23 protein-coding genes are annotated in these 24,330 nt (G+C 67.6%); 14 read left to right on the forward strand and 9 right to left on the reverse strand.

Going from position 1 to position 24,330, the window contains the following annotated elements:
* Positions 1-66: 66 nt before the first annotated feature.
* The 3 genes from VQ067_RS07450 to VQ067_RS07460 are packed head-to-tail and all read right to left on the reverse strand — an operon-like array spanning position 67 to position 2,819.
* A complete protein-coding gene (locus tag VQ067_RS07450; RefSeq protein WP_003092244.1) occupies positions 67-837 on the reverse strand; it encodes an ABC transporter permease in 771 nt (256 codons plus the stop codon).
* On the reverse strand, positions 830-1,723 hold the full coding sequence (locus tag VQ067_RS07455; RefSeq protein WP_003092241.1) for an ABC transporter permease: 894 nt from the start codon (positions 1,721-1,723) through the stop codon (positions 830-832). The genes VQ067_RS07450 and VQ067_RS07455 overlap by 8 nt, the downstream gene beginning before the upstream one ends.
* A 4-nt stretch (positions 1,724-1,727) precedes the next feature.
* Complete coding sequence (locus VQ067_RS07460; RefSeq protein ID WP_003119359.1) at positions 1,728-2,819, reverse strand: ABC transporter ATP-binding protein; 1,092 nt, start codon at positions 2,817-2,819, stop codon at positions 1,728-1,730.
* A gap of 258 nt (positions 2,820-3,077) precedes the next feature.
* Here VQ067_RS07460 and VQ067_RS07465 point away from each other — a divergent pair, with 258 nt between their 5' ends.
* Positions 3,078-3,794: a tRNA-uridine aminocarboxypropyltransferase gene (locus VQ067_RS07465; protein ID WP_003092235.1), complete on the forward strand. Its 717-nt coding sequence runs from the start codon at positions 3,078-3,080 to the stop codon at positions 3,792-3,794.
* Between the two features lie 3 nt (positions 3,795-3,797).
* Here VQ067_RS07465 and VQ067_RS07470 read toward each other — a convergent pair whose 3' ends face one another.
* Complete coding sequence (locus VQ067_RS07470; protein ID WP_003119360.1) at positions 3,798-4,724, reverse strand: DMT family transporter; 927 nt, start codon at positions 4,722-4,724, stop codon at positions 3,798-3,800.
* Between the two features lie 132 nt (positions 4,725-4,856).
* Between VQ067_RS07470 and erdR the strand changes: the two genes are divergently transcribed.
* Positions 4,857-5,510, forward strand: a complete 654-nt coding sequence (gene erdR, locus VQ067_RS07475; RefSeq protein ID WP_003092229.1) for a response regulator transcription factor ErdR — start codon at positions 4,857-4,859, stop codon at positions 5,508-5,510.
* 71 nt (positions 5,511-5,581) lie between these two features.
* On the forward strand, positions 5,582-5,953 hold the full coding sequence (locus tag VQ067_RS07480) for a diacylglycerol kinase (protein ID WP_003092226.1): 372 nt from the start codon (positions 5,582-5,584) through the stop codon (positions 5,951-5,953).
* A gap of 69 nt (positions 5,954-6,022) precedes the next feature.
* On the opposite strand, the gene VQ067_RS07485 is transcribed toward VQ067_RS07480, so the two are convergent.
* Positions 6,023-7,633, reverse strand: a complete 1,611-nt coding sequence (locus VQ067_RS07485; RefSeq protein ID WP_003092223.1) for an FMN-binding glutamate synthase family protein — start codon at positions 7,631-7,633, stop codon at positions 6,023-6,025.
* 243 nt (positions 7,634-7,876) lie between these two features.
* Between VQ067_RS07485 and VQ067_RS07490 the strand changes: the two genes are divergently transcribed.
* Positions 7,877-8,140, forward strand: a complete 264-nt coding sequence (locus VQ067_RS07490) for a type B 50S ribosomal protein L31 (protein WP_003092213.1) — start codon at positions 7,877-7,879, stop codon at positions 8,138-8,140.
* On the forward strand, positions 8,140-8,292 hold the full coding sequence (gene ykgO / locus VQ067_RS07495; protein WP_003092209.1) for a type B 50S ribosomal protein L36: 153 nt from the start codon (positions 8,140-8,142) through the stop codon (positions 8,290-8,292). The genes VQ067_RS07490 and ykgO overlap by 1 nt, the downstream gene beginning before the upstream one ends.
* Before the next feature lie 27 nt (positions 8,293-8,319).
* On the opposite strand, the gene VQ067_RS07500 is transcribed toward ykgO, so the two are convergent.
* Positions 8,320-9,105, reverse strand: a complete 786-nt coding sequence (locus tag VQ067_RS07500) for a helix-turn-helix transcriptional regulator (protein ID WP_003092207.1) — start codon at positions 9,103-9,105, stop codon at positions 8,320-8,322.
* Between the two features lie 127 nt (positions 9,106-9,232).
* Between VQ067_RS07500 and VQ067_RS07505 the strand changes: the two genes are divergently transcribed.
* The 3 genes from VQ067_RS07505 (at position 9,233) to VQ067_RS07515 (ending at position 12,733) form a co-directional block, all read left to right on the forward strand.
* On the forward strand, positions 9,233-10,048 hold the full coding sequence (locus VQ067_RS07505; RefSeq protein WP_003092205.1) for a carbon-nitrogen hydrolase family protein: 816 nt from the start codon (positions 9,233-9,235) through the stop codon (positions 10,046-10,048).
* Between the two features lie 199 nt (positions 10,049-10,247).
* Positions 10,248-11,570 carry an APC family permease gene (locus tag VQ067_RS07510; RefSeq protein ID WP_003138044.1) on the forward strand — a complete coding sequence of 441 codons (1,323 nt, stop codon included), beginning with the start codon at positions 10,248-10,250 and terminating at the stop codon, positions 11,568-11,570.
* An 89-nt stretch (positions 11,571-11,659) separates the two neighbouring features.
* The gene (locus VQ067_RS07515) at positions 11,660-12,733 is read left to right on the forward strand and encodes a bifunctional transcriptional activator/DNA repair enzyme AdaA (RefSeq protein WP_003119362.1); all 1,074 of its coding nucleotides are present in this window, start codon (positions 11,660-11,662) and stop codon (positions 12,731-12,733) included.
* On the opposite strand, the gene VQ067_RS07520 is transcribed toward VQ067_RS07515, so the two are convergent.
* Complete coding sequence (locus VQ067_RS07520; RefSeq protein ID WP_003098472.1) at positions 12,730-14,139, reverse strand: MFS transporter; 1,410 nt, start codon at positions 14,137-14,139, stop codon at positions 12,730-12,732. The two genes, VQ067_RS07515 and VQ067_RS07520, sit on opposite strands and share 4 nt — an antisense overlap.
* 218 nt (positions 14,140-14,357) lie before the next feature.
* A complete protein-coding gene (locus tag VQ067_RS07525; protein WP_003092195.1) occupies positions 14,358-15,245 on the reverse strand; it encodes a LysR substrate-binding domain-containing protein in 888 nt (295 codons plus the stop codon).
* 113 nt (positions 15,246-15,358) lie between these two features.
* Between VQ067_RS07525 and VQ067_RS07530 the strand changes: the two genes are divergently transcribed.
* From VQ067_RS07530 to VQ067_RS07555, 6 genes are read left to right on the forward strand one after another with little or no spacing between them, the layout of a single operon-like run.
* On the forward strand, positions 15,359-17,086 hold the full coding sequence (locus VQ067_RS07530) for an acyl-CoA dehydrogenase family protein (protein ID WP_024928432.1): 1,728 nt from the start codon (positions 15,359-15,361) through the stop codon (positions 17,084-17,086).
* Between the two features lie 38 nt (positions 17,087-17,124).
* Positions 17,125-18,312 (forward strand): CaiB/BaiF CoA transferase family protein, encoded by a 1,188-nt coding sequence (locus VQ067_RS07535; protein ID WP_023099305.1) that lies wholly within the window; start codon positions 17,125-17,127, stop codon positions 18,310-18,312.
* A gap of 59 nt (positions 18,313-18,371) precedes the next feature.
* Complete coding sequence (locus VQ067_RS07540; RefSeq protein WP_021265152.1) at positions 18,372-19,169, forward strand: enoyl-CoA hydratase; 798 nt, start codon at positions 18,372-18,374, stop codon at positions 19,167-19,169.
* Positions 19,166-20,698 carry a 3-hydroxyacyl-CoA dehydrogenase gene (locus VQ067_RS07545; protein ID WP_033991084.1) on the forward strand — a complete coding sequence of 511 codons (1,533 nt, stop codon included), beginning with the start codon at positions 19,166-19,168 and terminating at the stop codon, positions 20,696-20,698. The genes VQ067_RS07540 and VQ067_RS07545 overlap by 4 nt, the downstream gene beginning before the upstream one ends.
* 22 nt (positions 20,699-20,720) lie before the next feature.
* Positions 20,721-21,926: a 3-oxoadipyl-CoA thiolase gene (locus tag VQ067_RS07550; RefSeq protein WP_003109714.1), complete on the forward strand. Its 1,206-nt coding sequence runs from the start codon at positions 20,721-20,723 to the stop codon at positions 21,924-21,926.
* A gap of 52 nt (positions 21,927-21,978) precedes the next feature.
* A complete protein-coding gene (locus tag VQ067_RS07555; RefSeq protein ID WP_033991088.1) occupies positions 21,979-23,229 on the forward strand; it encodes an OprD family porin in 1,251 nt (416 codons plus the stop codon).
* Between the two features lie 5 nt (positions 23,230-23,234).
* On the opposite strand, the gene metR is transcribed toward VQ067_RS07555, so the two are convergent.
* A complete protein-coding gene (metR, locus tag VQ067_RS07560) occupies positions 23,235-24,155 on the reverse strand; it encodes a transcriptional regulator MetR (protein WP_003109716.1) in 921 nt (306 codons plus the stop codon).
* Between the last annotated feature and the right edge of the window lie 175 nt (positions 24,156-24,330).

The following is a 24,330-nucleotide window of genomic DNA, read 5'->3' on the forward strand; positions in this document are numbered from 1 at the left end:
GGGCTCCGGAAACCGGAGCAGGGCAAGGCCGCGGGCCTCTCCGGGAGGCCCGCGGGTTTCGGCGGATCAATGGCCCTTGATGGCGCTGGGGGAGAGTTTCGAGGCGATCACGATCAGCACCAGGGTGAGCAGCATCAGCAGGGTGGAGACGGCGTTCACTTCGGGCGTCACGGCGATCTTGATCATGGTGTAGATCTGCGTCGGCAGGGTGGCGAAGCCGCCGCCGGCGGTGAAGAAGGTGATCACGAAGTCGTCGATGGACAGGGTGAAGGCCATCAGCGCGCCGGCGACGATGCCCGGCATGATCAGCGGCAGGGTCACCAGGCGGAAGCTCTGCCAGGGCGTGGCACCGAGGTCGCGGGCCGCCTCGGTGAGGCTTTCGTCCATGCCCGACATGCGCGCCTGCACCACCAGGGCGACGAAGCCGACCGAGAAGGTGATGTGCGCGAGGGTCACCGAGAGCATGCCCAGGCTCATGTTCAGGCCGATGAAGAAGATCACCAGCGAGACCCCCATCAGGAGTTCCGGAATGGCGATCGGGGTCAGCACCAGCAGGGGCAGCACGCGCAGCTTGAAGCGATGCAGGGCGACCCCGGCGAGGGTGCCGAGCAGGGTCGCCACGCTGGCCGAAACCAGCGCGATGACCAGCGAGTTGGCGGCGGCCTGGAGCATGTCGCGGTTGCCGAACAGCTTGCGGTACCAGTCCAGGGTGAAGCCCACCCACTCGGCGTTCAGCCGCGAGTCGTTGAAGGAGTACAGCACCACGATCACCAGCGGTACGTAGAGGAACAGGTACACCAGCGCGGTGGCGCTCCAGAGCAGGTAGGGCCTACGCATGGGCGCCTCCCTTGCGGGCGCGCGCGGCGCCCATGCCGAGGGCGACCAGCAGCAGGATGCAGCCGGTCAGGGCGATCGACAGCGCGCTGCCGAACGGCCAGTCGCGTGAGTCGAGGAACTGGCTCTTGATCAGGTTGCCGATCATGATGCCGTCGGTACCGCCGACCAGGTCGGGGATGGCGAACATTCCCAGCACCGGGATGAATACCAGTGCCGCGCCGGCGGCCACGCCCGGCAGCGAGAGCGGGAAGGTCACCCGCCAGAAGCGTTGCCAACGACCGGCGCCGAGGTCCTGGGCGGCGTCCAGCAGGGCCGGGTCGTGTTTCTCCAGGTTGGCGTAGAGCGGCAGGATCATGAACGGCAGGTGCACGTAGACCATGCACAGGATCACCGCGAACGGGGTGAACATCAGGCTGATCGGCTGCGCGCCGAACAGGTCCAGCGCGGCGTTGATCCCGCGGGTCAGGGCACCGGACGGCGAGAGGATGATCATCCAGGCGTAGACGCGTACCAGCAGGTTGCTCCAGAACGGCAGGATCACCAGCAGGATCAGCAGGTTGCGCCACTTCGCCGGGGCCCGGGCGAGGGTGGTCGCCACCGGGTAGGCGAGCAGCAGGCAGGCCAGGGTGGTGACCAGGGCGTAGCCGAAGGATTTGACGAACAGTTGCAGGTACACCCAGCTCTCGGTGAGCCGGGTGTAGTTCTCCACGCTGAGGTCGTAGACGGTCTGCCCGTCCTCGCTGTACATCCAGGGCGCCAGGCCGCCGTAGTCGCCGGGAAAGCGGAACGAGGCGAACAGCATGATCAGCGCCGGAACCAGGAAGAAGAACAGCAGATACGCTTGCGGCGGCCAGACCAGCAGCCACTTGCCGAGGTTCTTTCTCATCGTCTCAGGCCCTGACCAGATGGCCGGCATCGAAGCGCCAGGCGGCTTCCACCGCGTCGCCCACCTCGAAGAACTTGGCTCGGCCGGGCGTGGCGTTGGGCAGCAGGGTTTCCAGGCGCTCGCCGTTCTCCAGCTCGACGATGTACAGGGTCACGTCGCCCAGGTAGAGCAGTTCGGCGACGCGACCGCGGAAGTGCACCTCGTCGCTGTCGGCGGTGACGCTCTGCGCCAGGCGGATCTTCTCCGGCCGCAGGGTCAGCACGCAGGCCTCGCCGGGCTGGGCGTCGAAGGATTTCAGCGCCTGGACCTCGCCCAGGCCCCGGAGGTCGATGCGCACGCGTTCGCCGTCGACCGCCTCGACTGTGGCGTCGAGCAGGTTGCACTGGCCGATGAAGTCGGCGACGAAACGACTGCGCGGGAAGCTGTAGATGGTTTCCGGGGCGTCCAGCTGCTCCACCCGGCCCTGGTTCATCACCGCGATGCGGTGCGACAGCGCCAGGGCTTCGCCCTGATCGTGGGTGACATAGACGAAGGTGATGCCAACGTCCTTCTGCAGGTTGATCAGTTCGATCTGCATTTCTTCGCGCAGCTTGGCGTCCAGCGCCGACAGCGGTTCGTCGAGCAGCAGCAGGCGCGGCCGGTTTACCAGCGCGCGGGCGATCGCCACGCGCTGGCGCTGGCCGCCGGAAAGCTGTGTCGGCATGCGCCCGCCCTTGTCCGCCAGGCGCACGTCCTTCAGGGCTTGTTCGACGCGGGCGTCGATCTCGCTCTTCGCCACTCCGGCCATCTTCAGCGGGAAGGCGATGTTCTGCGCCACGCTCATGTGCGGGAACAGCGCGTAGCTCTGGAACACCGTATGCACCGGGCGCTTCTCCGGCTCGACGCCGGCGAGGTCCTGGCCGTTGAGGCGGATCTCGCCGCTGTCCGGCTGGTCGAAGCCGGCGAGCATGCGCAGGAGGGTGGTCTTGCCGCACCCGGAAGGGCCGAGGAGGGTGAAGAATTCGCCGGTGTTGATCGTCAGGCTGACATTGTCGACGGCGGTGAAGTCGCCGAAGCGGCGGGTCACGTTGCGGATCTCGAGCAAGGGGGGCGTCACTCGTCTGGAGAGGCAGTAAGGTCAGCGGGCGGAGCCGGCTGCCCGGTGTCGAAAAAGGGGGCGGATTATAGGGATCGCGTCCCGCTCTAACTAGACGTCTGAGGCCCCTGTGAAGAATTTTTTTTCGCGGCCTCGGAAGTTGTCCGACAAAGCAGGAGCCACGCGGGCTCTGATAGAATTTCGCGGTCGCTTTCCAGCCCGTTTCCTCGAGTCTTCGATGTTCCTTCGCCCGTCCTTTCCGTATCGGGAGCCTGCCCGATGAGCCATGCCGTTTCCCGCTTGCGCCAGGAGCGCCTGGCGCGCAGCCTGAAACCCTTCGTCGCGCGCGGTTCGCGCATGCTGCGCTGCGAAAGCTGTCGGCTGCTGCCCAGCTATTGCATGTGCGCCTGGCGGCCGCGGGTCGAGGCGCGCGCCGGCATGTGCCTGGTCATGCACGACATCGAGGCGCTGAAACCGACCAACACCGGCTGGCTGATCGCCGATACCGTGGCCGACACCTTCGCCTTCGGCTGGTCGCGCACCGAGGTCGACCCGCGCTTGCTGGAGTTGCTGGCCGACCCGCAGTGGCAGCCATACCTGGTGTTCCCCGGCGAATACGTGGCGGCGGAGCGGGTGGTGAACGAGGTCGCCCCGCTGGCGGAAGGCAAGCGACCGCTGTTCATCCTGCTCGACGCGACCTGGACCGAGGCGCGCAAGATGTTCCGCAAGAGTCCTTACCTGGAGCCGTTCCCGGTGCTCAGCCTGCTGCCCGAGCAGCTCTCGCGCTATCGCCTGCGTCGCTCGACCCGTGGCGAGCACCTGTGCACCGCCGAAGTGGCGGCGCTGTGCCTGGAGCTGGCTGGCGACGAGGCTGCGGGCGAGGCGCTCGGCGCCTACCTGGAGGTGTTCAGCGAGCGCTACCTGGGCGCCAAGCGGCACATTCCGCTGGACGAGGCCAGCCCGGCGCACCGTGCCCTGGCGCCGTTCCGTGGCTGAGCGTCAGGCCGGGCGCGCTTCGGCGGCGAGCTTGCGCGGCCACAACTGCGCCACCAGCATGCCCGCCAGCATCAGCGCGCAACCGAAATAGCCGCGCAGGTGCAGGGTCTCGGCGAGGAACAGGGCGCCGGCGATGGCGGCGAACACCGCTTCCAGGGACAGGATGATCGCCGCATGGGAAGCGATGGCGTGCTTCTGCGCCACCACCTGCAGGGTGAAGCCGGTGCCGACGCCGAGCAGGCCGCCGTATAGCAGGGCGGGACCGGCCTGGACGATGGCGTCCCAGTGGATTTCCTCGAAGACCAGTGCCAGCAGCAGGCTGACCGCCGCGCAGGTGGCGAACTGCAGGAAGGCCAGGCGGATCGGGTCGTAGCGGCTGGCGAACAGGCCTACCAGCAGGACGTGCGCGCCCCAGACCACCGCGCCGGCCAGTTGCAGCCAGTCGCCGGAGGCGACCTGGAAGCCCGGGCCGATGCTCAGCAGGGCCATGCCGAGCACCGCCAGCGACGCCCCCAGCCAGGTGCCCGCGCCGGTGCGCTGGCCGAACAGCAGGCCGAGCAACGGCACGACGATCACGTAGAGCCCGGTGATGAAGCCGGAGTTGGTCACGCTGGTGAACAGCAGGCCGACCTGCTGCAGATTGATCCCGGTGGTCAGGGCGACGCCGAGGATCACACCGGCGAGCAACTGTCCGCGATTGAAGGGTTGCGCGCCGTCGCGTCGCGAGCGCAGCATCAGCAGTGGCACCAGCACCAGGGCACCGAGGACGAAGCGCAGGCCGGTATAGAGGAACGGCCCGATGGCGTCCATCCCCAGGCGCTGGGCGACGAACGACACCCCCCAGATCATGGCGGTGATCAGCATCAGGACATCGGCACGCAGGGCTTGGCTTCGCATGGCTCGCTCGACGGGGCGGGGAGGGTCCGCCACTCTGCCAGCAAGCCGGGGGGTTTGAAAAGACGAACGCGGTGTACGAGGTATCCCTCATTCGGCTTGACCGGTCCGCCCTCGGTCGGCATCCTGAGCGCCGCCTCGGCTGGGCCGAACAAACTAGGACATGTCATGGCTTCTTACGAGATCCTGATCGCCGACGATCACCCCCTGTTTCGCAGCGCTTTGCACCAGGCCCTCACCCTCGGGCTGGGCCCCGACGTGCGCCTGGTGGAAGCCGCCAGCATCGCCGAACTGGAAGCGCGGCTGAACGAGAAGGCCGATTGGGATCTGGTCCTGCTGGACCTCAACATGCCGGGGGCCTATGGCTTCTCCGGCCTGGTGCTGTTGCGCGGGCAATACCCGCAGGTGCCGGTGGTGATGATCTCGGCACAGGAGGAGGCCGCGGTGGTGCAGCGCTCCCGCGAGTTCGGCGCCAGCGGCTTCATACCCAAGTCCAGTCCGCTGGAAACCCTGCAGCAGGCGGTGCGCGCGGTGCTCGACGGGGACACCTGGTGGCCGCCGCAGGATGCCGCCGCCGAAGCCCTCAGCGAGGAGGCCAAGGCCGCCAGCGCCGGGCTCGCCAGCCTCACCCCGCAACAGTTCAGGGTACTGACCATGGTCTGCGAAGGGTTGCTGAACAAGCAGATCGCCTACGACCTGAACGTTTCCGAGGCGACGGTGAAGGCCCACGTCACGGCGATCTTCCGCAAGCTCAACGTGCGCACCCGGACCCAGGCCGCGCTGCTGCTGCAACAAATGGAGACGGTTCCCGCTTCTCATTGAGAGACGGCTTAACGCTTTTTTGACCAGCCGGCGGCTAGACTGCCGGCCTTCCGAATCGATGAGAACCCGACGTGTCGCCTTCCCCCTTCAAAGGCCAGACCGGCCTCAAGCGTATCCTCAATGCCACCGGCTATTCCCTCGCAGGTTTCCTCGCCGCCTTCCGCGGTGAAGCCGCCTTCCGCCAACTGGTGCTGCTCAACGTGGTGCTGATCCCGGTGGCCTTCCTCCTCGACGTCAGTCGCGGCGAACGCGCGCTGATGATCGCGGTGTGCCTGCTGGCGCTGATCGTCGAACTGCTCAACTCGGCGATCGAGGCCACCGTCGACCGCGTCTCGCTGGAACGCCACCCTCTGTCGAAGAATGCCAAGGACATGGGCAGCGCCGCGCAGTTCGTGGCCCTCACCGTGATCACCGTGACCTGGGCGACCATCCTGCTGGGCTGATCTACGCGGACATGAAAAAGCCGGAGGCAGCGATGCCTCCGGCTTTTTCTTGCGTGCGAGGGCGGCGGCTCAGGCCGCCGCGTCGAAGCTGTCGGCCCGCGCCATGTTCCACATGCGCTCGTAGAACTCGCCCTCGATCTTGCCGGAAAGCAGTTCGCCCGGCTTGAGGAAGTAGTGCAGCTGCGAGAACAGGCGGATCTCGGTGTCGGTGATGCGTCGCACCAGGTGCTTGGCTTCGAGCTGCGAGGGATGTTCCAGGCCCGCCGCGGCGAGCATCTCGGCCAGGCCCTTGAGGGTGTTGCGATGGAAGTTGCGCACCCGCTCGGCCTTGTCCGGCACCACCAGCGCGCGCTGGCGCAGCGGGTCCTGGGTGGCGACGCCGGTCGGGCACTTGTTGGTATGGCAGCTCTGCGACTGGATGCAGCCGATGGCGAACATGAAGCCGCGCGCCGAGTTGGCCCAATCCGCGCCGGTGGCCAGGACGCTGGCGATATCGAAGGCGCTGACGATCTTGCCGCTGGCGCCGACCTTGATCTTGTCGCGCAGGTTGAGGCCGACCAGGGTGTTGTGGACGAACAGCAGGCCTTCGCGCAGCGGCACGCCGATATGGTCGGTGAACTCCAGCGGCGCCGCGCCGGTGCCGCCTTCCTTGCCGTCGACGACGATGAAGTCGGGGAGGATGCCGGTCTCCAGCATGGCCTTGGCGATGCCCATGAACTCCCATGGATGGCCCAGGCAGAACTTGAAGCCGACCGGCTTGCCGCCGGACAGTTCGCGCAGCTGGGCGATGAACTGCATCAGCTCGATCGGCGTGGAGAAGGCGCTGTGGCGCGACGGCGAAACGCAATCCTCACCCATCGGCACGCCACGGGTGGCGGCGATCTCGGGGGTGACCTTGTGCTTGGGCAGGATACCGCCGTGTCCCGGCTTGGCGCCCTGGCTGAGCTTGATCTCGATCATCTTCACCTGCGGGTCGAGGGCCTGGGCGGCGAAGCGCTCAGGGTCGAACTTGCCATCGCGGGTGCGGCACCCGAAGTAGCCGCTGCCCAGTTCCCAGACCAGGTCGCCGCCGTTCTCGCGGTGATAGGGGCTGATGCTGCCCTCGCCGGTGTCGTGGTAGAAGTTGCCCATCTGCGCGCCACGGTTCAGCGAGCGAATGGCGTTGGCGCTGAGGGCGCCGAAACTCATCGCCGAGACGTTGAACAGCGAAGCGGAGTACGGCTTGCTGCATTGTGGCCCGCCGATGTCGACGCGGAACTCGCAGGGATCGCTGAGCGGCGCCGGACGCATCGAGTGGCTGATGAATTCGTAGCCTGCGGTGTACACGTCGATCAGGGTGCCGAAGGGCTTCTCCGAGCTTTCGTTCTTCGCCCGCGAGTAGACCAGCGAGCGCTGGGCGCGGGAGAAGGGCAGGGCGTCGCCGTCGGCTTCCAGCAGGTACTGGCGGATCTCCGGGCGGATGCCTTCCACCAGATAGCGGATGTTGCCCAGGATCGGATAGTTGCGGCGCACCGCGTGGGGCGTCTGGATCAGGTCGAACAGGCCGAGCAGGCTCAGGGCCACGCCCAGGAGGGTGAACGGCCAGAGCCATTCGGTGCTGCCGAGGAACGGCAGGCTGAGCAAGGTGAACAGGGCGATACAGGCGAAAAACGCATAGCGACTGAGTAGCGACAGATTCATCATGTCTCCAATCTTCAGGCTTCGGTTCAAAATGGTAGTCACCTTCTTCGAGGCGTCTACGACGGGTTCCCCCCGCGCTAACCAAGCGCTGATTATGGGAAACAAACGGGGATAGAAAGCAAGCTAATAATTGTGTCTGGATGGTCGAGCAGCCGAATGGTCGCCGGGAACTCTTTCCGGAGTTGCGAATTATTCTTATCGGAGTAATATGTAACTATATAACATTATGTAGGAGGCATCCCCATGAAACCCGGCATCCATCCCGAATACCGTCCCGTCCTGTTCCATGACACCTCGGCCGACGTGTACTTCCTGATCGGCTCCACCGCGGAGACCGACAAGACCCATACCCATACCGACGGCAAGACCTATCCCTACGTGACGCTGGACGTTTCCAGCGCCTCGCACCCGGTCTACACCGGCGAACAGCGCAAGACCAAGAGCGAAGGCCGCGTGGCCGGGTTCAACAAGCGTTTCGCCGGCTTCGTCGGCGGCAAGGGGGCCTGATGAAAGTCCTCGCCTCGCTGAAACAGGCCAAGCTGCGCCATCGCGATTGCCAGGTGGTGAAGCGCCGTGGCCGGCTCTACGTGATCTGCAAGTCGAATCCGCGCTTCAAGTGCGTGCAGGGCCGGCCGAAGCCGAAGATCAAGCGCCGCTGAGCGGCGACGGGACGGTCGCCCGTCCCGTCAGCCCTGGGCCTGGAGGAACAGGCCGAACAGCTCGGACTGCGACTTGATGCCGAGCTTGCCGTACATGTGCTTGCGGTGGACCTTCACGGTTTCCGCCGAGATCGCCAGCTTGCGGGCGATCTCCTTGCTTGAGCAGCCGCTGAGCATCAGCCTGCCGACCTCCAGTTCGCGAGCCGTCAGCGGCGTGCCCATCTGCTCCGCGACCTTCTCCAGCGAACCCTGCCAGCCCGGCTCCGGCGCCGCGGGGCTGTTCAACACTTCGTCCTCGAAGGCCAGGCGCTGGCGCATCAGCCCGGCCACCCAGGGCCGCACCAGACCGAGCACGGCGAGTTGCTCGGGGGTGAAGCGGCGCCGCGAGCCGAGCGACAGGCAGAGGGTGCGTTCGCCGGAGAGCTGGACGTTGATCTGGATTTCATCGGCCACCACGTTGAGGCGGAAGTAACGCTGGTAGTAATCGGTCTGCTCGAAGCATTCCGGTGCCACGTCGGCCAGACGGAACAGGCCGCTGCACGGGTTCTCGCGGCTGGCGATGTAGAACGGGTCGAGCAGGTAGAGGCCTCGCAGGTAGTCCTGGAACAGCGGGTCCGGCCCGCCGTCGGCGCCCGGGCATTCGGCGAACACCTGTGGCCGGCCCTGGCTGAACAGCAGGGCCACCCAGCTGTCGAACGGAACGTACTGTTCGAGCAGGCGTACCAGGCGAATCCAGAAGTCCGGCGCATCCAGCGCCTCGACCAGTTGCCCGACGGAGCGGTGCCAGGCGATGTCCTGCAAGGTGAAACTCATCTTCTACCCCTGTTGGGTTAACCCTCGGACGTAATTATCGGCGCGGGGAACGCCAAGCATACTGTGCCGACCCCTGCATACGAACAGCGCGCGTGCCGAACAGCGCCGAGAACAACAAGGAATTCCGATGAAAGTCGAACTCGTCCAGATCGCCGGTCGCGATGGCGACACCGCGCACAACCTGGAACGCGCCCTGGCGGCCATCGCCGACTGTGCGGCGGACACCGAACTGGTGGTGTTCCCGGAAACCCACCTGACCGGCTTCCCCAGCGAAGACAACATCGCCGCCCTCGCCGAGCCGCTCGACGGCCCGACGGTCAGCGCGGTGCAGCGCGTCGCCCGTGAACGTAACGTTTCGGTGGCGATCGGCATCGCCGAGGCGGACGCCGGCCGCTACTACAACACCACCCTGCTGATCGCTCCCGACGGCATCGCCCTGAAATACCGCAAGACCCACCTGTGGGCCTCCGACCGCGGCATCTTCACGCCTGGCGACCGCTACGCCACCGCCCTGTGGAACGGCATCCGGGTGGGCCTGCTGGTGTGCTTCGACATCGAGTTCCCGGAAAGCGCGCGGGCCCTCGGCCAACTGGGTGCGGAACTGATCATCGTGACCAATGGCAACATGGACCCCTATGGCCCCACCCATCGCACCGCGATCATGGCCCGCGCCATGGAAAACCAGGCCTACGCGGTGATGGTCAACCGCGTCGGGCATGGCGACGGTGGGCTGGTCTTCGCCGGCGGTAGCGCGGTGGTCGATCCCTACGGCCAGTTGCTCTGCGAGGCCGGGCGCGAAGAATGCCGGCAGATCGTCGAACTGGACCTCGGCCGGTTGCAGGATGCGCGTCGGGATTACCGTTACCTCGAAGAGCGTCGCCTGGTCCTGCCCGGCGAGCGCCGCGAGCACCCGGACGGCCTGCGCGAACTGCTGATTCCCTGATTCACCGCGGCGCGACAGGAGCGTCGCGTCGTCCTCCGTCCGCCAGCGAGCGGGCGAGGATCGGCCCGGAAAGCCGTAGCACAACGATGGGCGCCCAAGCGTCCGCCGGTCTCCCGGGTGAGGGGAGGCCCCTGCGTCCCGCGGCCCGGCCGGCTGCGGGCCACTGCCATAACAAACGATAATTCCGGAGTAAGCAGTAATGGCCAGACTCAAGCGCACCCTGTCGCTGGGTTCCGTGGTGCTGTTCGGCATCGCCTACATGACCCCCATCATCGTCCTCGGGACTTTCGGCATCCTCGCCGAGACCACCCAGGGACACGTCCCCGCCGCCTACATCGCCGCTTCCCTGGCGATGCTCTTCACCGCCCTCAGCTACGGGCGCATGGCCGCGGCCTTCCCGGTGGCCGGCTCGGCCTATACCTACGTGCGCAAGGCCATCGATTCCCGGCTTGGCTTCATCGCCGGCTGGGCGGTGCTGCTCGACTACCTGTTCCTGCCGATGGCGATCTGGCTGATCGGCGCCGCCTACCTGCACTCGGCCTTTCCCGCGGTACCCAACGCGGTCTGGGTGCTGGCGTTCATCGGCGTGACCACGACGATCAACATCGTCGGCCTGCGCCTGGCGAAGAACGTCAATGGCCTGCTGATGCTGGTGCAGTTCCTGGTCCTCGGCGCCTTCGTCGCACTCTGCGTGCACTACGTGCTGGGCGACCCGGGCAAGCCGCTATGGTCACTGCAACCGTTGCTCGGTGGCGACCTGCAGGTGCCGCTGGTGATGAGCGGTGCGGCGATCGCCTGCTACTCGTTCCTCGGTTTCGACGCGGTCAGTACCCTGACCGAGGAAACCCGCGACCCGCGGCGCAACATCCCGCGGGCGATCCTGCTGATCACCCTGCTGGGCGGGTTGATCTTCATCGTCACCTCGTACTTCGTGCAACTGGCGCACCCGTCGTTCGCCTTCGATAGCGCGGACTCGGCGGCCTACGAGATCGCCCGCAACATCGGTGGCGACCTGTTCGTGACCTTCTTCCTGGTCGGCCTGATCGTCGGCCAGTTCACCTCCGGCCTCTCGGCCCAGGCCAGCGCCTCGCGCCTGCTCTTCGCCATGGGCCGCGACGGCGTCCTTCCGCGGCCGTTCTTCGGGCGTCTCGGCAAGCGCTTCGAGACGCCGGTGAACAGCATCGTCCTGTGCGGCGTGGTGGCCCTGCTGGCGCTGCAGATGGACGTGACCACCTCCACCTCGTTCATCAACTTCGGCGCCTTCCTCGCCTTCAGCCTGGTCAACCTGTCGGTGGTCTTCCACTACTACCTTGGCGCCGAGCGCCGCGGCCCACGGGAAACCCTGTTGTTCCTGGTATTCCCTGGCATCGGCCTGGTCGCCGACCTGTGGCTGATGGCCAGCCTCGACCATCTGGCGATCATCCTCGGCCTCTGCTGGCTGGCGCTGGGCGCGGTGTACCTGGCGGCGATCACCCACGGTTTCCGCGAGCAGCCGCCGGAGATGCGTTTCGAGGAGGGCTGAGAAAGAATCGACGCCCGTTTCGCGGCGGCAAGGCGCAGGCTCCTGGCCTAGAGTGGCTATCCATCGCCTCCCTGGTTCCGGAGCCGGCCATGTCCGACGCAGCGTTGTTCCTTCCCCTTCCCGATGACGACACCCTGTATGCCGCGCTGTTGGCGCGCGACCCCGCCTACGATGGCTTCGCCTTCGTCGGGGTGAAGAGCACCGGGGTGTTCTGCCGCCTGACCTGCCCGGCGCGCAAGCCGAAGCGCGAGAACACCCTGTTCTTCGATTCGATCAAGGGCTGCGTCGAGGCCGGCTTCCGACCCTGCCTGCGTTGCCGGCCGCTGGAGCGGCTCGGCACGCAGGGGCCGCTGGTCAGCGACCTGCTCCAGCGCCTCGGTCGGCAACCGCAGCGGCGCTGGTTCGAAGACGACCTGGCGGCGCTGGGCTATGACCCGTCCACCGTGCGCCGTGCCTTCAAGCGCGAGTTCGGCGTGACCTTTCTGGAAATGGCTCGCCTGCGCCGTCTTGGCCAGGTCGCCGAGCGGCTGTCCTCGGGCGCGCGGGTAATCGACGCGCAACTGGATGCCAGCTTCGACTCCGACAGCGGCTTCCGTAGCGCCTTCGCGCGCCTGCTGGGCGAGCCGCCGTCGCAGTTGCGCGGGCGCGAGCTGCTCAAGGCGGACTGGCTGCAGACCCCGCTCGGCGCCATGCTCGCGGTGGCCGATGCGCAGGCCCTGCACCTGCTGGAGTTCTTTGACCGCCCGGCGTTGAGCGGGGAGCTGAAACGCCTGCAGAAGAGCAGCGGATCGAGCATCGGTTTCGGCCGTTTCGCCTCCATCGACAGGATCGAGGCGGAACTCGCCGACTACTTCGGCGGTACTCCAGTGCGCTTCCAGACCCCCTTGGCGCTGAACGCCTCGGCCTTCACCCGCACGGTCTGGCAGGCGCTGCGCGAGGTACCGTGCGGCAGCACGCAGAGCTACGCCGGGCTGGCCAGGTCCATCGGCTCGCCGTCGTCGGTGCGCGCCGTGGCCCGCGCCAACGGAGCCAACCAGATCGCCATCGTGATTCCCTGCCACCGCGTCATCGGTTCGGACGGTTCCCTGACCGGCTATGGCGGTGGCCTGTGGCGCAAGCGCTGGTTGCTGGAGCACGAGCGGCGCATGGGCGCTGCCGGCTAGCCGGGATCGCCGCCCAGAAGCCGGGCGGGGGCGCGCAACACCGGTTCCCGCTCGACCGCTGCGGGCCGCTGCAAGTCCTCGGCGTCGGCGCGCTCGGCGGTCGACAGGTCGCTGGCGTGGAATCCGGTGATCCGCAACAGGGCCAGGGTACAGGCCAGCGAGACCAGCGCGTAGCAGGCTGAGGCCAGGGCCACGCCGACGATGCTGCCGGTACTGTTGAGAATCCACTGGGCCAGTACCGGCGTACCGCCGCCGACCAGCAGCGAGCAGAGCTGGTAGGCCAGCGACAGGCCGGTGTAGCGCACCCGCGCCGGGAAGGCTCGGGCGAGGATACCGCCCACCGCGCCGTAGAACATCGCGTGCGGCACCGTGGCCAGGCACATGCCGACCGCGGCGATCCAGTAGACCTTGGTTTCCACGGCGAAGAACATCGCCGGCATCAGGATGAACTCCGGCAGCACCATCAGGCATGCCGCCTTGCGCATGTCGATGCGCGAAGTGAGCAGCGCCCCCAGCGGCTGGCTGAGGAACTGCACCACCAGCGCGACCACGATGATGCTGAGGAAGGTGCCCTGGCTGTAGCCGAGGGTCTTGGTCGCCCAGGAGAGGGCGAAGGTGCTCTTGAAGTAGGTGACGTGGATGATCGGCAGCACGCCGGCGCCGAGCAGGACGATCTTCCAGTGCTTGCCCAGCACCTCGGCGAGCGGCAGCTTCACCGTGCGCTTCTGCGCCAGCACGCGCTTCATGTCTTCCGACTCCTCCAGCTTCAGGCGGATCACCATGCCGACGATGACCAGCACCGCAGAGAGCAGGAACGGCGCGCGCCAGCCCCAGAGAATGAAGTCCGAGGCGGGCAGGGCGCTGAGGGCGAAGAACGCCAGGGTCGCCAGCAGGTTGCCGGTGGGCGAGCCCTGCTGGGCGAAGGCGGCGTACAGGATGCCCTTGCCCTTGGGCGCGCTTTCGCTGGCGATCAGGATCGCGCCGCCCCACTCGCCGCCGACCGCGATGCCCTGGACGATACGCAGCGCCACCAGGGAGATCGGTGCCCAGATGCCGATCTGCGTATAGACCGGCAACAGGCCGATGCAGGTCGTGGCGATGCCCATCATGATCAGGGTGATCACCAGGGTGGTCTTGCGGCCGATGCGGTCGCCGAGATGGCCGAAGATGATCCCGCCCAGCGGGCGGGCGATGAAACCCGACCAGAGGGTGACGAAGGACAGCAGGGTGGCCAGGCCCGGATCCATGTCGGCGGGGAAGAATACCTTGCCGAACACCAGGGCGGCGGCCAGGCCGTAGATGTAGAAGTCGTACCACTCGATGGTGGTGCCGATGAAGGAGGCGATACCGGCCCTGCGGGCTTTCTTGTGCAGGTCGGCGTCTTCGGGAGAGGGCGTGCGCGGCATGGGTCGAGTCCTGTTTATTGTTGTTCTCGCCGACACGCCGCTCCCTACCGCCCTTCGCTGAAAGGCGGGGCGGAAACGCTGGTTTCCGTGGATGGAGAGCGTGCGTCGGTGTTGACCCGGGTGCCTCGGAGTCTAGGTGGCACCCCCGCAAATCAATAGTCTTTTAATCTTATGGCTCGATAAGGGATTCCATATCGACGTTTTCCGTCAGCCCTCGCTCAGGCGTCGTCCAGGCCGCTCTTCAGCGTCGCCAGGAACGCCTGCGCCGCCCGGGAAGGTTCGCTGGCCGGAAGGATCGCGTGGATCTCCGAACGCGCGCCGGCCGGCTCGATCTCCAGGTAGCGCACCTCGTTCCGCCAGGCCAGGCAGAGGGTCTCCGGGATCAGCGCGACGCCCATGCCGAGACCGACCATGGCGGCGACGGTCTGCCACAGGCGCGCCTCGTGGCGGATGCGCGGGCTGAAGCCGGCGTCCACGCAGCGGGCGATGATCAGGTCGTGGTAGTGCGGGGAGACATGGCGCGGGAAGAGGATGAAGTCTTCGTCGCGCAGTTCGGCGAGGTCCAGACGCGCCTGGCCAGCCAGGCGGTGCCCGGCGGGCAGGCAGCAGAGGAACGGGTCGCTGATCAAGGGTTCGGAGACGATTTCCGCCGGCAGCCTGCCCCAGTGCACGAAGCCCAGGTCGATCTGCCCGCGCTGCAACGCCTGGGCCTGCTCCGCGCTGTTCATTTCGCCGAGCACCACCTCCATGTTCGGGTGCTCCCGTTCGAAGCGGGACATGGCCCTGGGCAGGCCGCGGTAGAGCATGGAATTGACGAAGCCGACGCGCAGTTGGCCGACGTCGCCCTCGGCGGATAGCTGGGTCAGGCGTTTCACCTTCTCTGCCTGCAGCAGCAGGTTGCGCGCCTCCACCAGCAGGACCTGGCCGGCGCCGGTGAGCTTCACCGACTTGTTATTGCGTAGCAGCAATTGGGTTCCGAGCTGTTCCTCCAGCTTCTTGATGTCGAAGCTCAGCGCCGGCTGGGAGATGAACAGGCGAGCCGCGGCGCGACCGAAATGCAGTTCCTCGGCGACCGCGATGAAGTAGCGAAGCTGTCTGAGATCCATGGCAGGCACCTGGCTCTACGATCTGTTTTTCTTATCGTCGATGATTTTTTTTGTATTGGATACTTATCGAACCACTCGCCTAGTCTCGGCGCAAGACAAGCAGGAGCCGCGCCATGACCGCCATGCCCGAAGTACTTCGCGAAGATACGCTGAACATCCCCGACAGCCGTGGGCTGAATCTCTACACCTGCGATCCGGCCCTGGAGCGGCTGCTGGAGGTATACCTGCCGCCGGCGTTGCTCGCCGAATGGCGGCCGCTCCTCGAACGGCTCGGCGCCCGTGCCGGCGGCGAGCTGGACGTGCTGGCGCTGGCGGCGGACAAGAACCCGCCGGTGCTGGCGCCGCGCACCCGACGCGGCGAGGATTTGCAGAGCATTCGCAAGCATCCGGACTACGTCGCCCTCGAACGGGTGGCCTATGCCGAACTCGGCCTGGCTTCCATGAGCCATCGCCCGGACGGCCCGCCGCCGCTGGTGAAGTATGCGCTCACCCACCTGTTCGTACAGGCCGAGTTCGGCCTTTGCTGCCCGGTCAGCATGACCGACTCGCTGACCCGTACCCTGCGCAGGTTCGGCGCGCCGGAACTGGTCGAGCGCTACCTGCCGTCCCTCGCCTCGCGGGATTTCGACGAGCTGTTCCAGGGCGCCATGTTCATGACCGAGCAGGCCGCCGGCTCCGACGTGGCGCGGACCCGTACCGTGGCGCGGGAGCAGGGCGGCGAGTGGAAGCTCTACGGCGACAAGTGGTTCTGCTCCAACCCGGACGCCGACCTGGCGATGGTCCTGGCCCGGCCCGAAGGCGCGGCGGAAGGAATGAAGGGCGTGACCCTGTTCCTGTTGCCGAAGGTCCGCGAGGACGGCACGCGCAACGCCTATCGCATCGTCCGCCTGAAGGACAAGCTGGGCAGCCGCTCCATGGCCAGCGGCGAAGTCCGCCTGGAAGGCGCCAGCGCCTACCTGATCGGCGAGATCGGCCGCGGCTTCCAGCAGATGGCCGACATGGTCAACATGTCGCGCCTGTCCAACGGCGTGCGCGCCGCCGGGCTGATGCGCCGGGCGCTGAGCGAGGCGCTGTTCGTCGCCCGCCATCGGCGCGCCTTCGGCAAGCACCTGATCGACATGCCGCTGATGCAGAAGCAGTTGCTGAAGATGATGCTGCCCACCGAACAGGCGCGCTCGATGTTCATGCAGATCGCCACGCTGCTGCCGCGCGCCGATGGCGGCGAGGTCGAGGCGCAGAAATGCGTGCGGATCCTCACTCCGCTGATCAAGTTCCGCGCCTGCCGCGATGCGCGACGGGTCACCGGCGACGCCATGGAGGTGCGCGGCGGGGTCGGCTACATCGAGGAGTGGAGCGACCCGCGCCTGGTGCGCGACGCCCACCTGGGGTCGATCTGGGAGGGTACCAGCAACATCGTGGCGCTGGACGTCGCCCGTGCGGTGAGCCGCGAACAGGCGCTCGAACCCTTGCAGCGCCACCTGCGCCGGCTGCTGGATGACAGCGATCTGCCAGGGGACGCCCGCGACCTCTTCGACGAACTGCTGGTGCGAGTGGTCGCGACCATGGCCGACGTCGCCGAGCGCCGCCAGGATGAGCAGGTGCGCCAGGCCGGCAGCGCCCTCTACCACCTGTGCACGGCGATCTTCATGGCCTGGGAAGCCAGCCGCCAGGCACCCGACCAGCGCCGCCTGGCCCTGGCCTTCCTGGTCGCCCGGCACAAGCTGCTGCCGCGCGACCCGCTGCACCTGGAGGGCTGGACCGACCAGGCCGAACTGCTGGCCAGGGTGGTCGGCGAGGTGCCGCTGAGCCAGGCCGAAGCCATGCAATTGCTGCCGGCCTGACTGCCCGCATTCCCGCTCACAACAACCAGAGAGTCGCCATGACCAATCAGACGGGCGCCCTGCGTGGCCTGAAAATCATCGATCTCAGCCGGGTCCTCGGCGGACCCTACTGCTCCCAGGCGCTGGCCGACCACGGCGCCGAGGTGATCAAGCTGGAACCCCTCGGCGGCGACGAGACCCGTGGCTGGGGGCCGCCCTTCGAGGGCGACACGGCGTCCTACTTCAAGGGCGTGAACCGCAACAAGAAGGGCATCGCCGTCGACCTGGCGACGGCGGAGGGCATCGAGCTGCTGCTGCGCTTGCTGGAGGACGCTGACGTACTGCTGGAGAACTTCAAGCCCGGCACCCTGGCGCGCTGGGGGATCGGCTACGAGGAGGTGCTTCGCCAGCGCTTCCCGCGGCTGGTCCACTGCGCGGTATCGGGCTTCGGCGCCGACGGCCCGCTCGGCGGCCTGCCCGGCTACGACGCGGCGATCCAGGCGATGGCCGGACTGATGAGCGTGAACGGCGAGGCCGGCGGCGACGCGTTGCGCATCGGCCTGCCGATCGTCGACATGGTCACCGGGCTGAACGCCATGGCCGGCATCCTCCTCGCCCTCCACGAGCGCCAGGTCAGCGGGCGCGGGCAGTCGGTGGACATCGCCCTGTACGACTGCGGTATTTCCCTGCTGCACCCGCACCTGCCGAACTACTTCGCTTCCGGACGTACGCCCCGGCGTAGCGGCAACGCCCATCCGAACATCGCGCCCTACGACAGCTACCGCACCGGTACCGAGCCGATCTTCCTCGCCGTCGGCAACGACCGCCAGTTCGCCCGCCTGTGCGAGTACCTGGGAGCCGATGAACTGCCGGGGGACCCGCGCTTCGCCGACAACGGCAAGCGCTCGGTCAACCGCGAGGCGCTGAAGCGCGCTCTGGAGGACTACCTGGCGGCCCACGACGGCCGCGAGCTGGCCGAGCGGCTGATCCGTCTCGGCGTGCCCTGCGGAGCGATCGCCACGGTGGATCGGGTGGTGGAACACCCGCACACCCGCCATCGCGGGATGGTCGTCGAACTCGAGGGCTATCGCGGCATCGCCTCGCCGGTGAAGCTTTCGCGCACCCCGGCCAGCTACCGCGCCACGCCGCCGGTACTGGGCGGAGACACCCGGGAAGTCCTGGCGGAACTGGGATTGAGCGCCGAGGCGATCGACGCGCTGGTCCGGCGCGGCATCGTCCGCGTCTGAAACCCCGCACGGCACGGCCTGCGCCGTGCAACTCAATCCCCGAGCAATTGGAGATGGCCATGGATTCCTCCCCTGGGGCGGTGAGCCCCGAACTCGTGCTGCTGGAGCGGCCGGAGCAGGGCGTGGCCCTGTTGCGACTGAACCGCCCGGCAGTGCTCAACGCCCTGAACATGCGCCTGCGCGAGGCTCTGGCGGAGCACGTACGGCGCCTCGACGAGTGCGCCGATACCCGGGTCATCGTCCTCACCGGAAATGGCACGGCGTTCGCCGCCGGCGCCGATCTCAACGAACTGGCGGAGGCGTCCGCGCTGGAGATCCAGCAGCGCGGGGTGGAGCGCCACTGGCAGGCGCTCGCCACCTGCCGCAAGCCGCTGATCGCCGCCGTGGAGGGCTATGCCCTGGGCGGAGGCTGCGAGTTGGCGATGCACTGCGACCTGATCGTCGCCGGTGCCTCGGCGCGCTTCGCCCAGCCGGAAGTTCGTGTCGGCGTGATGCCCGGCGCCGGCGGCACCCAGCGCCTGGTGCGAGCGGTGGGCAAGTTCCAGGCGCTGCGCATGCTGTTTACCGGTTGCACGGTACGGGCGCCGGAGGCCCTGGCCATAGGGTTGGTCAGCGAGGTGGCGGCGGATGGCCAGGCATTGGATCGCGCCCTCGAACTGGCTCGCCAGATCGCCGGCCTGCCGCCGCTGGCGCTGGCGCAGATCAAGGAAGTGGTCCTGGCCGGCGCCGACCTGCCGCTGGACCAGGCCCTGGCGCTGGAGCGCAAGGCCTTCCAGTTGCTGTTCGACAGCCACGACCAGAAGGAGGGCATGCGTGCCTTCCTGGAAAAACGCACAGCGGAGTACCTGGGAAAATGAGCGAGCCACCGATCGTTCTCATCGGTATCGTCGGTACCGGTGCCATGGGTCAGGGCATCGCCCAGCTCGCTGCCTGTGCCGGGCTGTCGGTGCTGCTCTACGACAGCCGCCAGGGGGCGGCGCTGCAAGCGCGCGAGCAGATCGCCACGGTCCTTGCCCGGCAGGTGGAGCGGGGCCGGCTGGAGGCGGAGGCTGTCGAGCGCGCGATGGGCAATCTGCGGGTGGTCGAGGACTTGCGGGTCCTAGGCGGCTGCCAGTTGGTGATCGAGGCGATCGTCGAGAACCTGGAGGCCAAGCAGGCGTTGTTCCGCCAATTGGAAGAGGTGGTCGGCGACGAAGCGATCCTCGCCAGCAATACCTCCTCGCTGTCGGTTACCGCGATCGCCTCGGCCTGTCGCGATCCCGGCCGGGTCGCCGGTCTGCACTTCTTCAATCCGGTGCCGCTGATGCGTCTGGTGGAGGTGATCGACGGTCTCGCCACCCGCACCGGCATCGCCGAGCGACTGTGCGCCCTGGTGGCGACCTTCGGCCACCAGTCGGTGCGTGCCACGGACAGCCCCGGCTTCATCGTCAACCATGCCGGACGGGCCTTCGGCACCGAGGCGCTGCGTATCCTCGGCGAGGGCGTGGCGCCGGTGGCGGCGATCGACGAAGTCCTGCGCGAGGGCGCCGGCTTCCGCATGGGCCCGTTCGAGCTGTTCGACCTGGTCGGGTTGGACGTCAGCCTGCCGGTGATGGAGTCGATCTACCGGCAGTACTACGAGGAGCCGCGTTATCGTCCGCATCCCTTGCTGCGCCAGATGCTCGCCGCCGGCCGCCTGGGGCGCAAGAGCGGCCAGGGCTTCTACCGCTACGACGGCGCTGGGCAGGTGCCCGCCGCCGCCCCGGCGGTTGCGCCAGGCGCGGCGTTGCCGCCGGTGTGGCTGGGCGTCGACGACGAACATGACCGCGCGCCATTGCTGACGTTGCTACAACGTCTGGGCGCCGAGGTGGAGAATGGCGAGCGTCCTTCCGGGGCGGCGTTGTGCCTGCTTGCGCCGCTGGGCGCCGACGTCAGCGCCGCAGCGCGGCGGTTCGCCGTCGATCCGACGCGCAGCCTGGCCATCGACGTGCTGTCGGACCTGGAGCGACACCGCTGCCTGATGGCCTGCCCGGCGACCCGAGCGGAGCTGCAGCAGGCCGCTCGCACCCTGTTCGCACGGGACGGCGTGGGCGTCACGCTGATTCGCGACAGCGCCGGGTTCATCGTCCAGCGCACCCTCGCCTCGATCGTCAATCTCGCCTGCGACATCGCCCAGCAGGGTATCGCTTCGGTGGAGCACATCGACCTGGCGGTGCGCCTCGGTCTCGGCTATCCGCTGGGGCCGCTGGAGTGGGGCGACCGACTGGGCGCCGGGCGCGTGCTGCGCATCCTCGAACGCCTGCATGCGCTCAGCGGCGACCCGCGCTATCGCCCCAGTCCCTGGCTGCGCCGGCGCGCCCAACTGGGCCTTTCCCTGCGCCAGCCGGACAGCCCGTTGGCCTCCTGATCCCTTCGCGGAGAAACACACCATGCTCGATGCCTATATCTACGCCGGCCTGCGTACGCCTTTCGGCCGGCATGCCGGTGCACTCTCGACGGTGCGTCCGGACGACCTGGCCGGCCTGCTGCTGGCGCGTCTCGCGGAAACCTCCGGGTTCGCCGTCGACGACCTGGAGGATGTGATCCTCGGTTGCACCAACCAGGCTGGCGAAGACAGCCGCAACCTGGCGCGCAACGCGCTGCTCGCAGCCGGCCTGCCGGCGCGGCTGCCCGGGCAGACGGTCAACCGCTTGTGTGCCAGCGGACTGTCGGCGGTGATCGACGCGGCGCGCGCGATCAGTTGCGGCGAGGGCCGGCTGTACCTGGCCGGCGGCGCCGAAAGCATGTCCCGGGCGCCGTTCGTCATGGCCAAGGCGGAGAGCGCCTTCAGCCGCACGCTGGAGGTCTTCGACAGCACCATCGGCGCGCGCTTCGCCAACCCCAGGCTGGTCGAGCGCTATGGCAACGACAGCATGCCGGAGACCGGCGACAACGTGGCCCGCGCCTTCGGCATCGCCCGCGAGGACGCCGACCGTTTCGCCGCTTCTTCCCAGGCGCGCTACCAGGCTGCGCTGGAGGAGGGCTTTTTCCTCGGCGAGATCCTTCCGGTGGAGGTGCGTGCCGGACGCAAGGGCGAGACGCGGCTGGTGGAGCGCGACGAGCATCCGCGGCCGCAGGCCGACCTGGCGGCCCTGGCGCGCTTGCCGGCGTTGTTCGCCGGCGGGGTAGTGACCGCCGGCAATGCCTCGGGGATCAACGACGGGGCGGCGGTAGTGCTGCTGGGCGATCGCGCGATCGGCGAGCGCGAGGGCATCCGGCCGCTGGCGCGGATCCTCGCTAGCGCCAGCGTCGGCGTGGAGCCCCGGTTGATGGGCATCGGCCCGCAGCAGGCGATCCTCCGCGCGCTGCAACGCGCCGGCATCGACCTGGACGAGGTCGGCCTGATCGAGATCAACGAAGCCTTCGCGCCGCAGGTCCTGGCCTGCCTGAAGTTGCTCGGCCTGGACTACGAGGACCCGCGGGTCAATCCCCATGGCGGCGCCATTGCCCTCGGCCATCCGCTCGGCGCCTCCGGTGCGCGCCTGGTGCTCACCGCCGCCCGCGGGCTGCAACGCATCGAGCGGCGCTACGCGGTGGTCAGCCTGTGCGTCGGGCTCGGCCAGGGCGTGGCGATGGTGATCGAGCGCTGCCGATGAGACACCGTTCCCCCTAGAAAAAGAGGCGCCCAGGCGCCCGTTCGGAGTGCGTATGAACAACAACAAGAAATGCGCGTTTTTCCTGCTGCCGATCCTTGCCGGCGATAGCGTTCCCGCCCTGGCCGAGGGCTTCCTCGAAGACTCGCGGGCCAGCCTGGCCTTGCGCAACTTCTACATGAACCGCGACTTCCGCGATGGCGTGGGGCGTGCGAAAAGCGAGGAGTGGGCCCAGGGCTTTCTCTTCGACTACCGCTCGGGCTATACCGAGGGCACCCTCGGCGTGGGTCTCGACCTGCTGGGCAAGCTCGGCGTCCGGCTCGATTCCGGCGCGGGGCGTAGCGGCACCGGTCTGCTTCCGCTTCGCGACGATGGCAGCGCGGCGGGCGACTACGCGCGGCTGGACGCGACCGCCAAGCTGCGCCTGTCGCGCAGCGAGCTGAAGGTCGGCGGCCTGGTGCCGAAGCTACCGACCATCCAGCCCAACTACGGGCGGCTATTCCCCCAGGTGTTTCAGGGCGCGCTGCTGACTTCCGGCGAACTGAGCGGACTGAGCCTGAACCTGGGACGGCTGACCGAGGTCAGCCAGCGCAACGAGGCGGGCACCAGCGACCTGGCGCTGTTCAACCGCAACCGGCGTTTCGCCGGCGCGGCGCAGGCGGACCGTTTCGACCTGGCCGGCCTGGACTACCGTATCGCCCCGGACTGGACCGGCAGCTACCACTATGGCGAACTGGAGCAGGTCTACGCCCAGCATTTCCTCGGTCTCAAGGGGCGCATCGGCGTCGCTGCGGATAGCCTGGAGAGCGACTTGCGCCTGGCGCTCAGCCGGGATACCGGCGGCGCTCGCGGCGGGCGCATCGACAACCGTTCCTTCAGCGGGTCGCTCACCTACCGCCTGCGCAACGGCCAGGCCTTCGGCCTGGGCTACCAGCGGATGAGCGGCGACCACGGCTTCCCCTACCTGGAGGGGACCGATCCGTACTTGGTCAATTTCGGCCAGTACAACGACTTCGCCGAGGCTGGCGAGTCCTCCTGGCAACTGCGCTACGACTGCGACTTCGCGCCGCTCGGGGTGCCCGGCCTGAGCCTGATGACGCGCTATTTCAGCGGCCACGGCGCGAAACCGAAGGGCGCCGACGGCAGTCGCGAGTGGGAACGCGACAGCGACCTGCGCTACGTGTTGCAGGGCGGTCCGCTGAAGGGACTGGGGCTGGTCTGGCGCAACGCAACCTACCGTTCGGCCTTCAGCCGTGACATCGACGAGAACCGCCTGTACCTGACCTATGAGCTGTCGCTGTTCTGAGCCGCTCAGCCCTTGGCGGCGCTGACCCCTTCGAGGGTGGCGAAGGAGGTGTCCTTGGCGGTGAGCAGGAAGTCGCGCATGAATGGCGCATCGAACATGTCCGTGCGGATGGCGGCGAAGAGCGTGCAGTACAGGCCCTTTTCACCGAGGCGCCGGGCCGTCACGTAGCCGCGCGAGCTGTACTCGTGCAGGGCCCAGTTCGGCAGGCAGCAGACGCCGCGACCGGAGGCCACCAGCTGCATCATCATCACGGTCAGCTCGGCTATGCGCACCTGCGCCGGCTCCACATCGGCGGGGTCGAGGAAGCGGGTGAAGACGTCGAGACGATCGCGTTCCACCGGATAGGTGATCAGGGTTTCCCGCTCCAGGTCCTCCGGGACGACGTACGGTCGACCAGCCAGGGCATGCTGGTTGGCCACCGCCAGCAGCGCTTCGTAGGTGAACAGTGGCACGTAGGTGATGCCGGGCAACTCGATCGGGTCGGCGGTCACCACCAGGTCGAGGTCGCCGCGGGCCAGGGCCGGCAGCGGCGCGAAGGAGAAGCCCGAGGCCAGGTCCAGTTCGACTTCCGGCCAGGCGTCGCGGAACTGGTCGATGGTCGGCATCAGCCACTGGAAGCAACTGTGGCATTCGATGGCCATGTGCAGGCGTCCGGCGGTACCGCCGGCGAGCCGCGCCAGGTCGCGCTCGGCGGTGCGCAGTTGGGGCAGCAGCGAGTCGGCCAGTTGCAGCAGGCGCAGCCCGGCGCTGGTGAAGCGTACCGGCTTGGTCTTGCGCACGAACAACTGCATGCCCAGGCGCTCTTCCAGTTCCTTGAACTGGTGCGACAGCGCCGACTGGGTAAGGTGCAGGCGCTCGGCGGCTTCCACCAGGCTGTCGGCTTCGCGCAGCGCGTGCAGGGTCTTGAGGTGGCGAAGTTCGAGCATGGCGGCCTCTGTATGAGCAAAACTTGATAGCGGTGCGGATTCGTTGAGTTTGTCTCATACGCCAGGGGCTGTCGACAAGCGATGGCCTCGATCCCGCAGAGCGCGCGATCGTGGAGCGACGGGGAGAATAGCCCGGCACACGGGACGGCGGCCCGGAGCAGCGGCGCAACGCCGC

The sequence above is a fragment of the Pseudomonas sp. KBN12P06040 genome (assembly GCF_037574965.1).
Classification (GTDB): Bacteria; Pseudomonadota; Gammaproteobacteria; order Pseudomonadales; family Pseudomonadaceae; genus Pseudomonas; species Pseudomonas aeruginosa.

Coding starts and splice junctions, on each gene's coding strand:
- VQ067_RS07450 (WP_003092244.1), bottom strand. CDS start 837: ATGCGTAGGCCCTACCTGCTCTGGAGCGCCACCGCGCTGGTGTACCTG.
- VQ067_RS07455 (WP_003092241.1), bottom strand. CDS start 1,723: ATGAGAAAGAACCTCGGCAAGTGGCTGCTGGTCTGGCCGCCGCAAGCG.
- VQ067_RS07465 (WP_003092235.1), top strand. CDS start 3,078: ATGAGCCATGCCGTTTCCCGCTTGCGCCAGGAGCGCCTGGCGCGCAGC.
- erdR (WP_003092229.1), top strand. CDS start 4,857: ATGGCTTCTTACGAGATCCTGATCGCCGACGATCACCCCCTGTTTCGC.
- VQ067_RS07485 (WP_003092223.1), bottom strand. CDS start 7,633: ATGAATCTGTCGCTACTCAGTCGCTATGCGTTTTTCGCCTGTATCGCC.
- VQ067_RS07490 (WP_003092213.1), top strand. CDS start 7,877: ATGAAACCCGGCATCCATCCCGAATACCGTCCCGTCCTGTTCCATGAC.
- ykgO (WP_003092209.1), top strand. CDS start 8,140: ATGAAAGTCCTCGCCTCGCTGAAACAGGCCAAGCTGCGCCATCGCGAT.
- VQ067_RS07500 (WP_003092207.1), bottom strand. CDS start 9,105: ATGAGTTTCACCTTGCAGGACATCGCCTGGCACCGCTCCGTCGGGCAA.
- VQ067_RS07505 (WP_003092205.1), top strand. CDS start 9,233: ATGAAAGTCGAACTCGTCCAGATCGCCGGTCGCGATGGCGACACCGCG.
- VQ067_RS07510 (WP_003138044.1), top strand. CDS start 10,248: ATGGCCAGACTCAAGCGCACCCTGTCGCTGGGTTCCGTGGTGCTGTTC.
- VQ067_RS07515 (WP_003119362.1), top strand. CDS start 11,660: ATGTCCGACGCAGCGTTGTTCCTTCCCCTTCCCGATGACGACACCCTG.
- VQ067_RS07520 (WP_003098472.1), bottom strand. CDS start 14,139: ATGCCGCGCACGCCCTCTCCCGAAGACGCCGACCTGCACAAGAAAGCC.
- VQ067_RS07525 (WP_003092195.1), bottom strand. CDS start 15,245: ATGGATCTCAGACAGCTTCGCTACTTCATCGCGGTCGCCGAGGAACTG.
- VQ067_RS07530 (WP_024928432.1), top strand. CDS start 15,359: ATGACCGCCATGCCCGAAGTACTTCGCGAAGATACGCTGAACATCCCC.
- VQ067_RS07535 (WP_023099305.1), top strand. CDS start 17,125: ATGACCAATCAGACGGGCGCCCTGCGTGGCCTGAAAATCATCGATCTC.
- VQ067_RS07540 (WP_021265152.1), top strand. CDS start 18,372: ATGGATTCCTCCCCTGGGGCGGTGAGCCCCGAACTCGTGCTGCTGGAG.
- VQ067_RS07545 (WP_033991084.1), top strand. CDS start 19,166: ATGAGCGAGCCACCGATCGTTCTCATCGGTATCGTCGGTACCGGTGCC.
- VQ067_RS07550 (WP_003109714.1), top strand. CDS start 20,721: ATGCTCGATGCCTATATCTACGCCGGCCTGCGTACGCCTTTCGGCCGG.
- VQ067_RS07555 (WP_033991088.1), top strand. CDS start 21,979: ATGAACAACAACAAGAAATGCGCGTTTTTCCTGCTGCCGATCCTTGCC.
- metR (WP_003109716.1), bottom strand. CDS start 24,155: ATGCTCGAACTTCGCCACCTCAAGACCCTGCACGCGCTGCGCGAAGCC.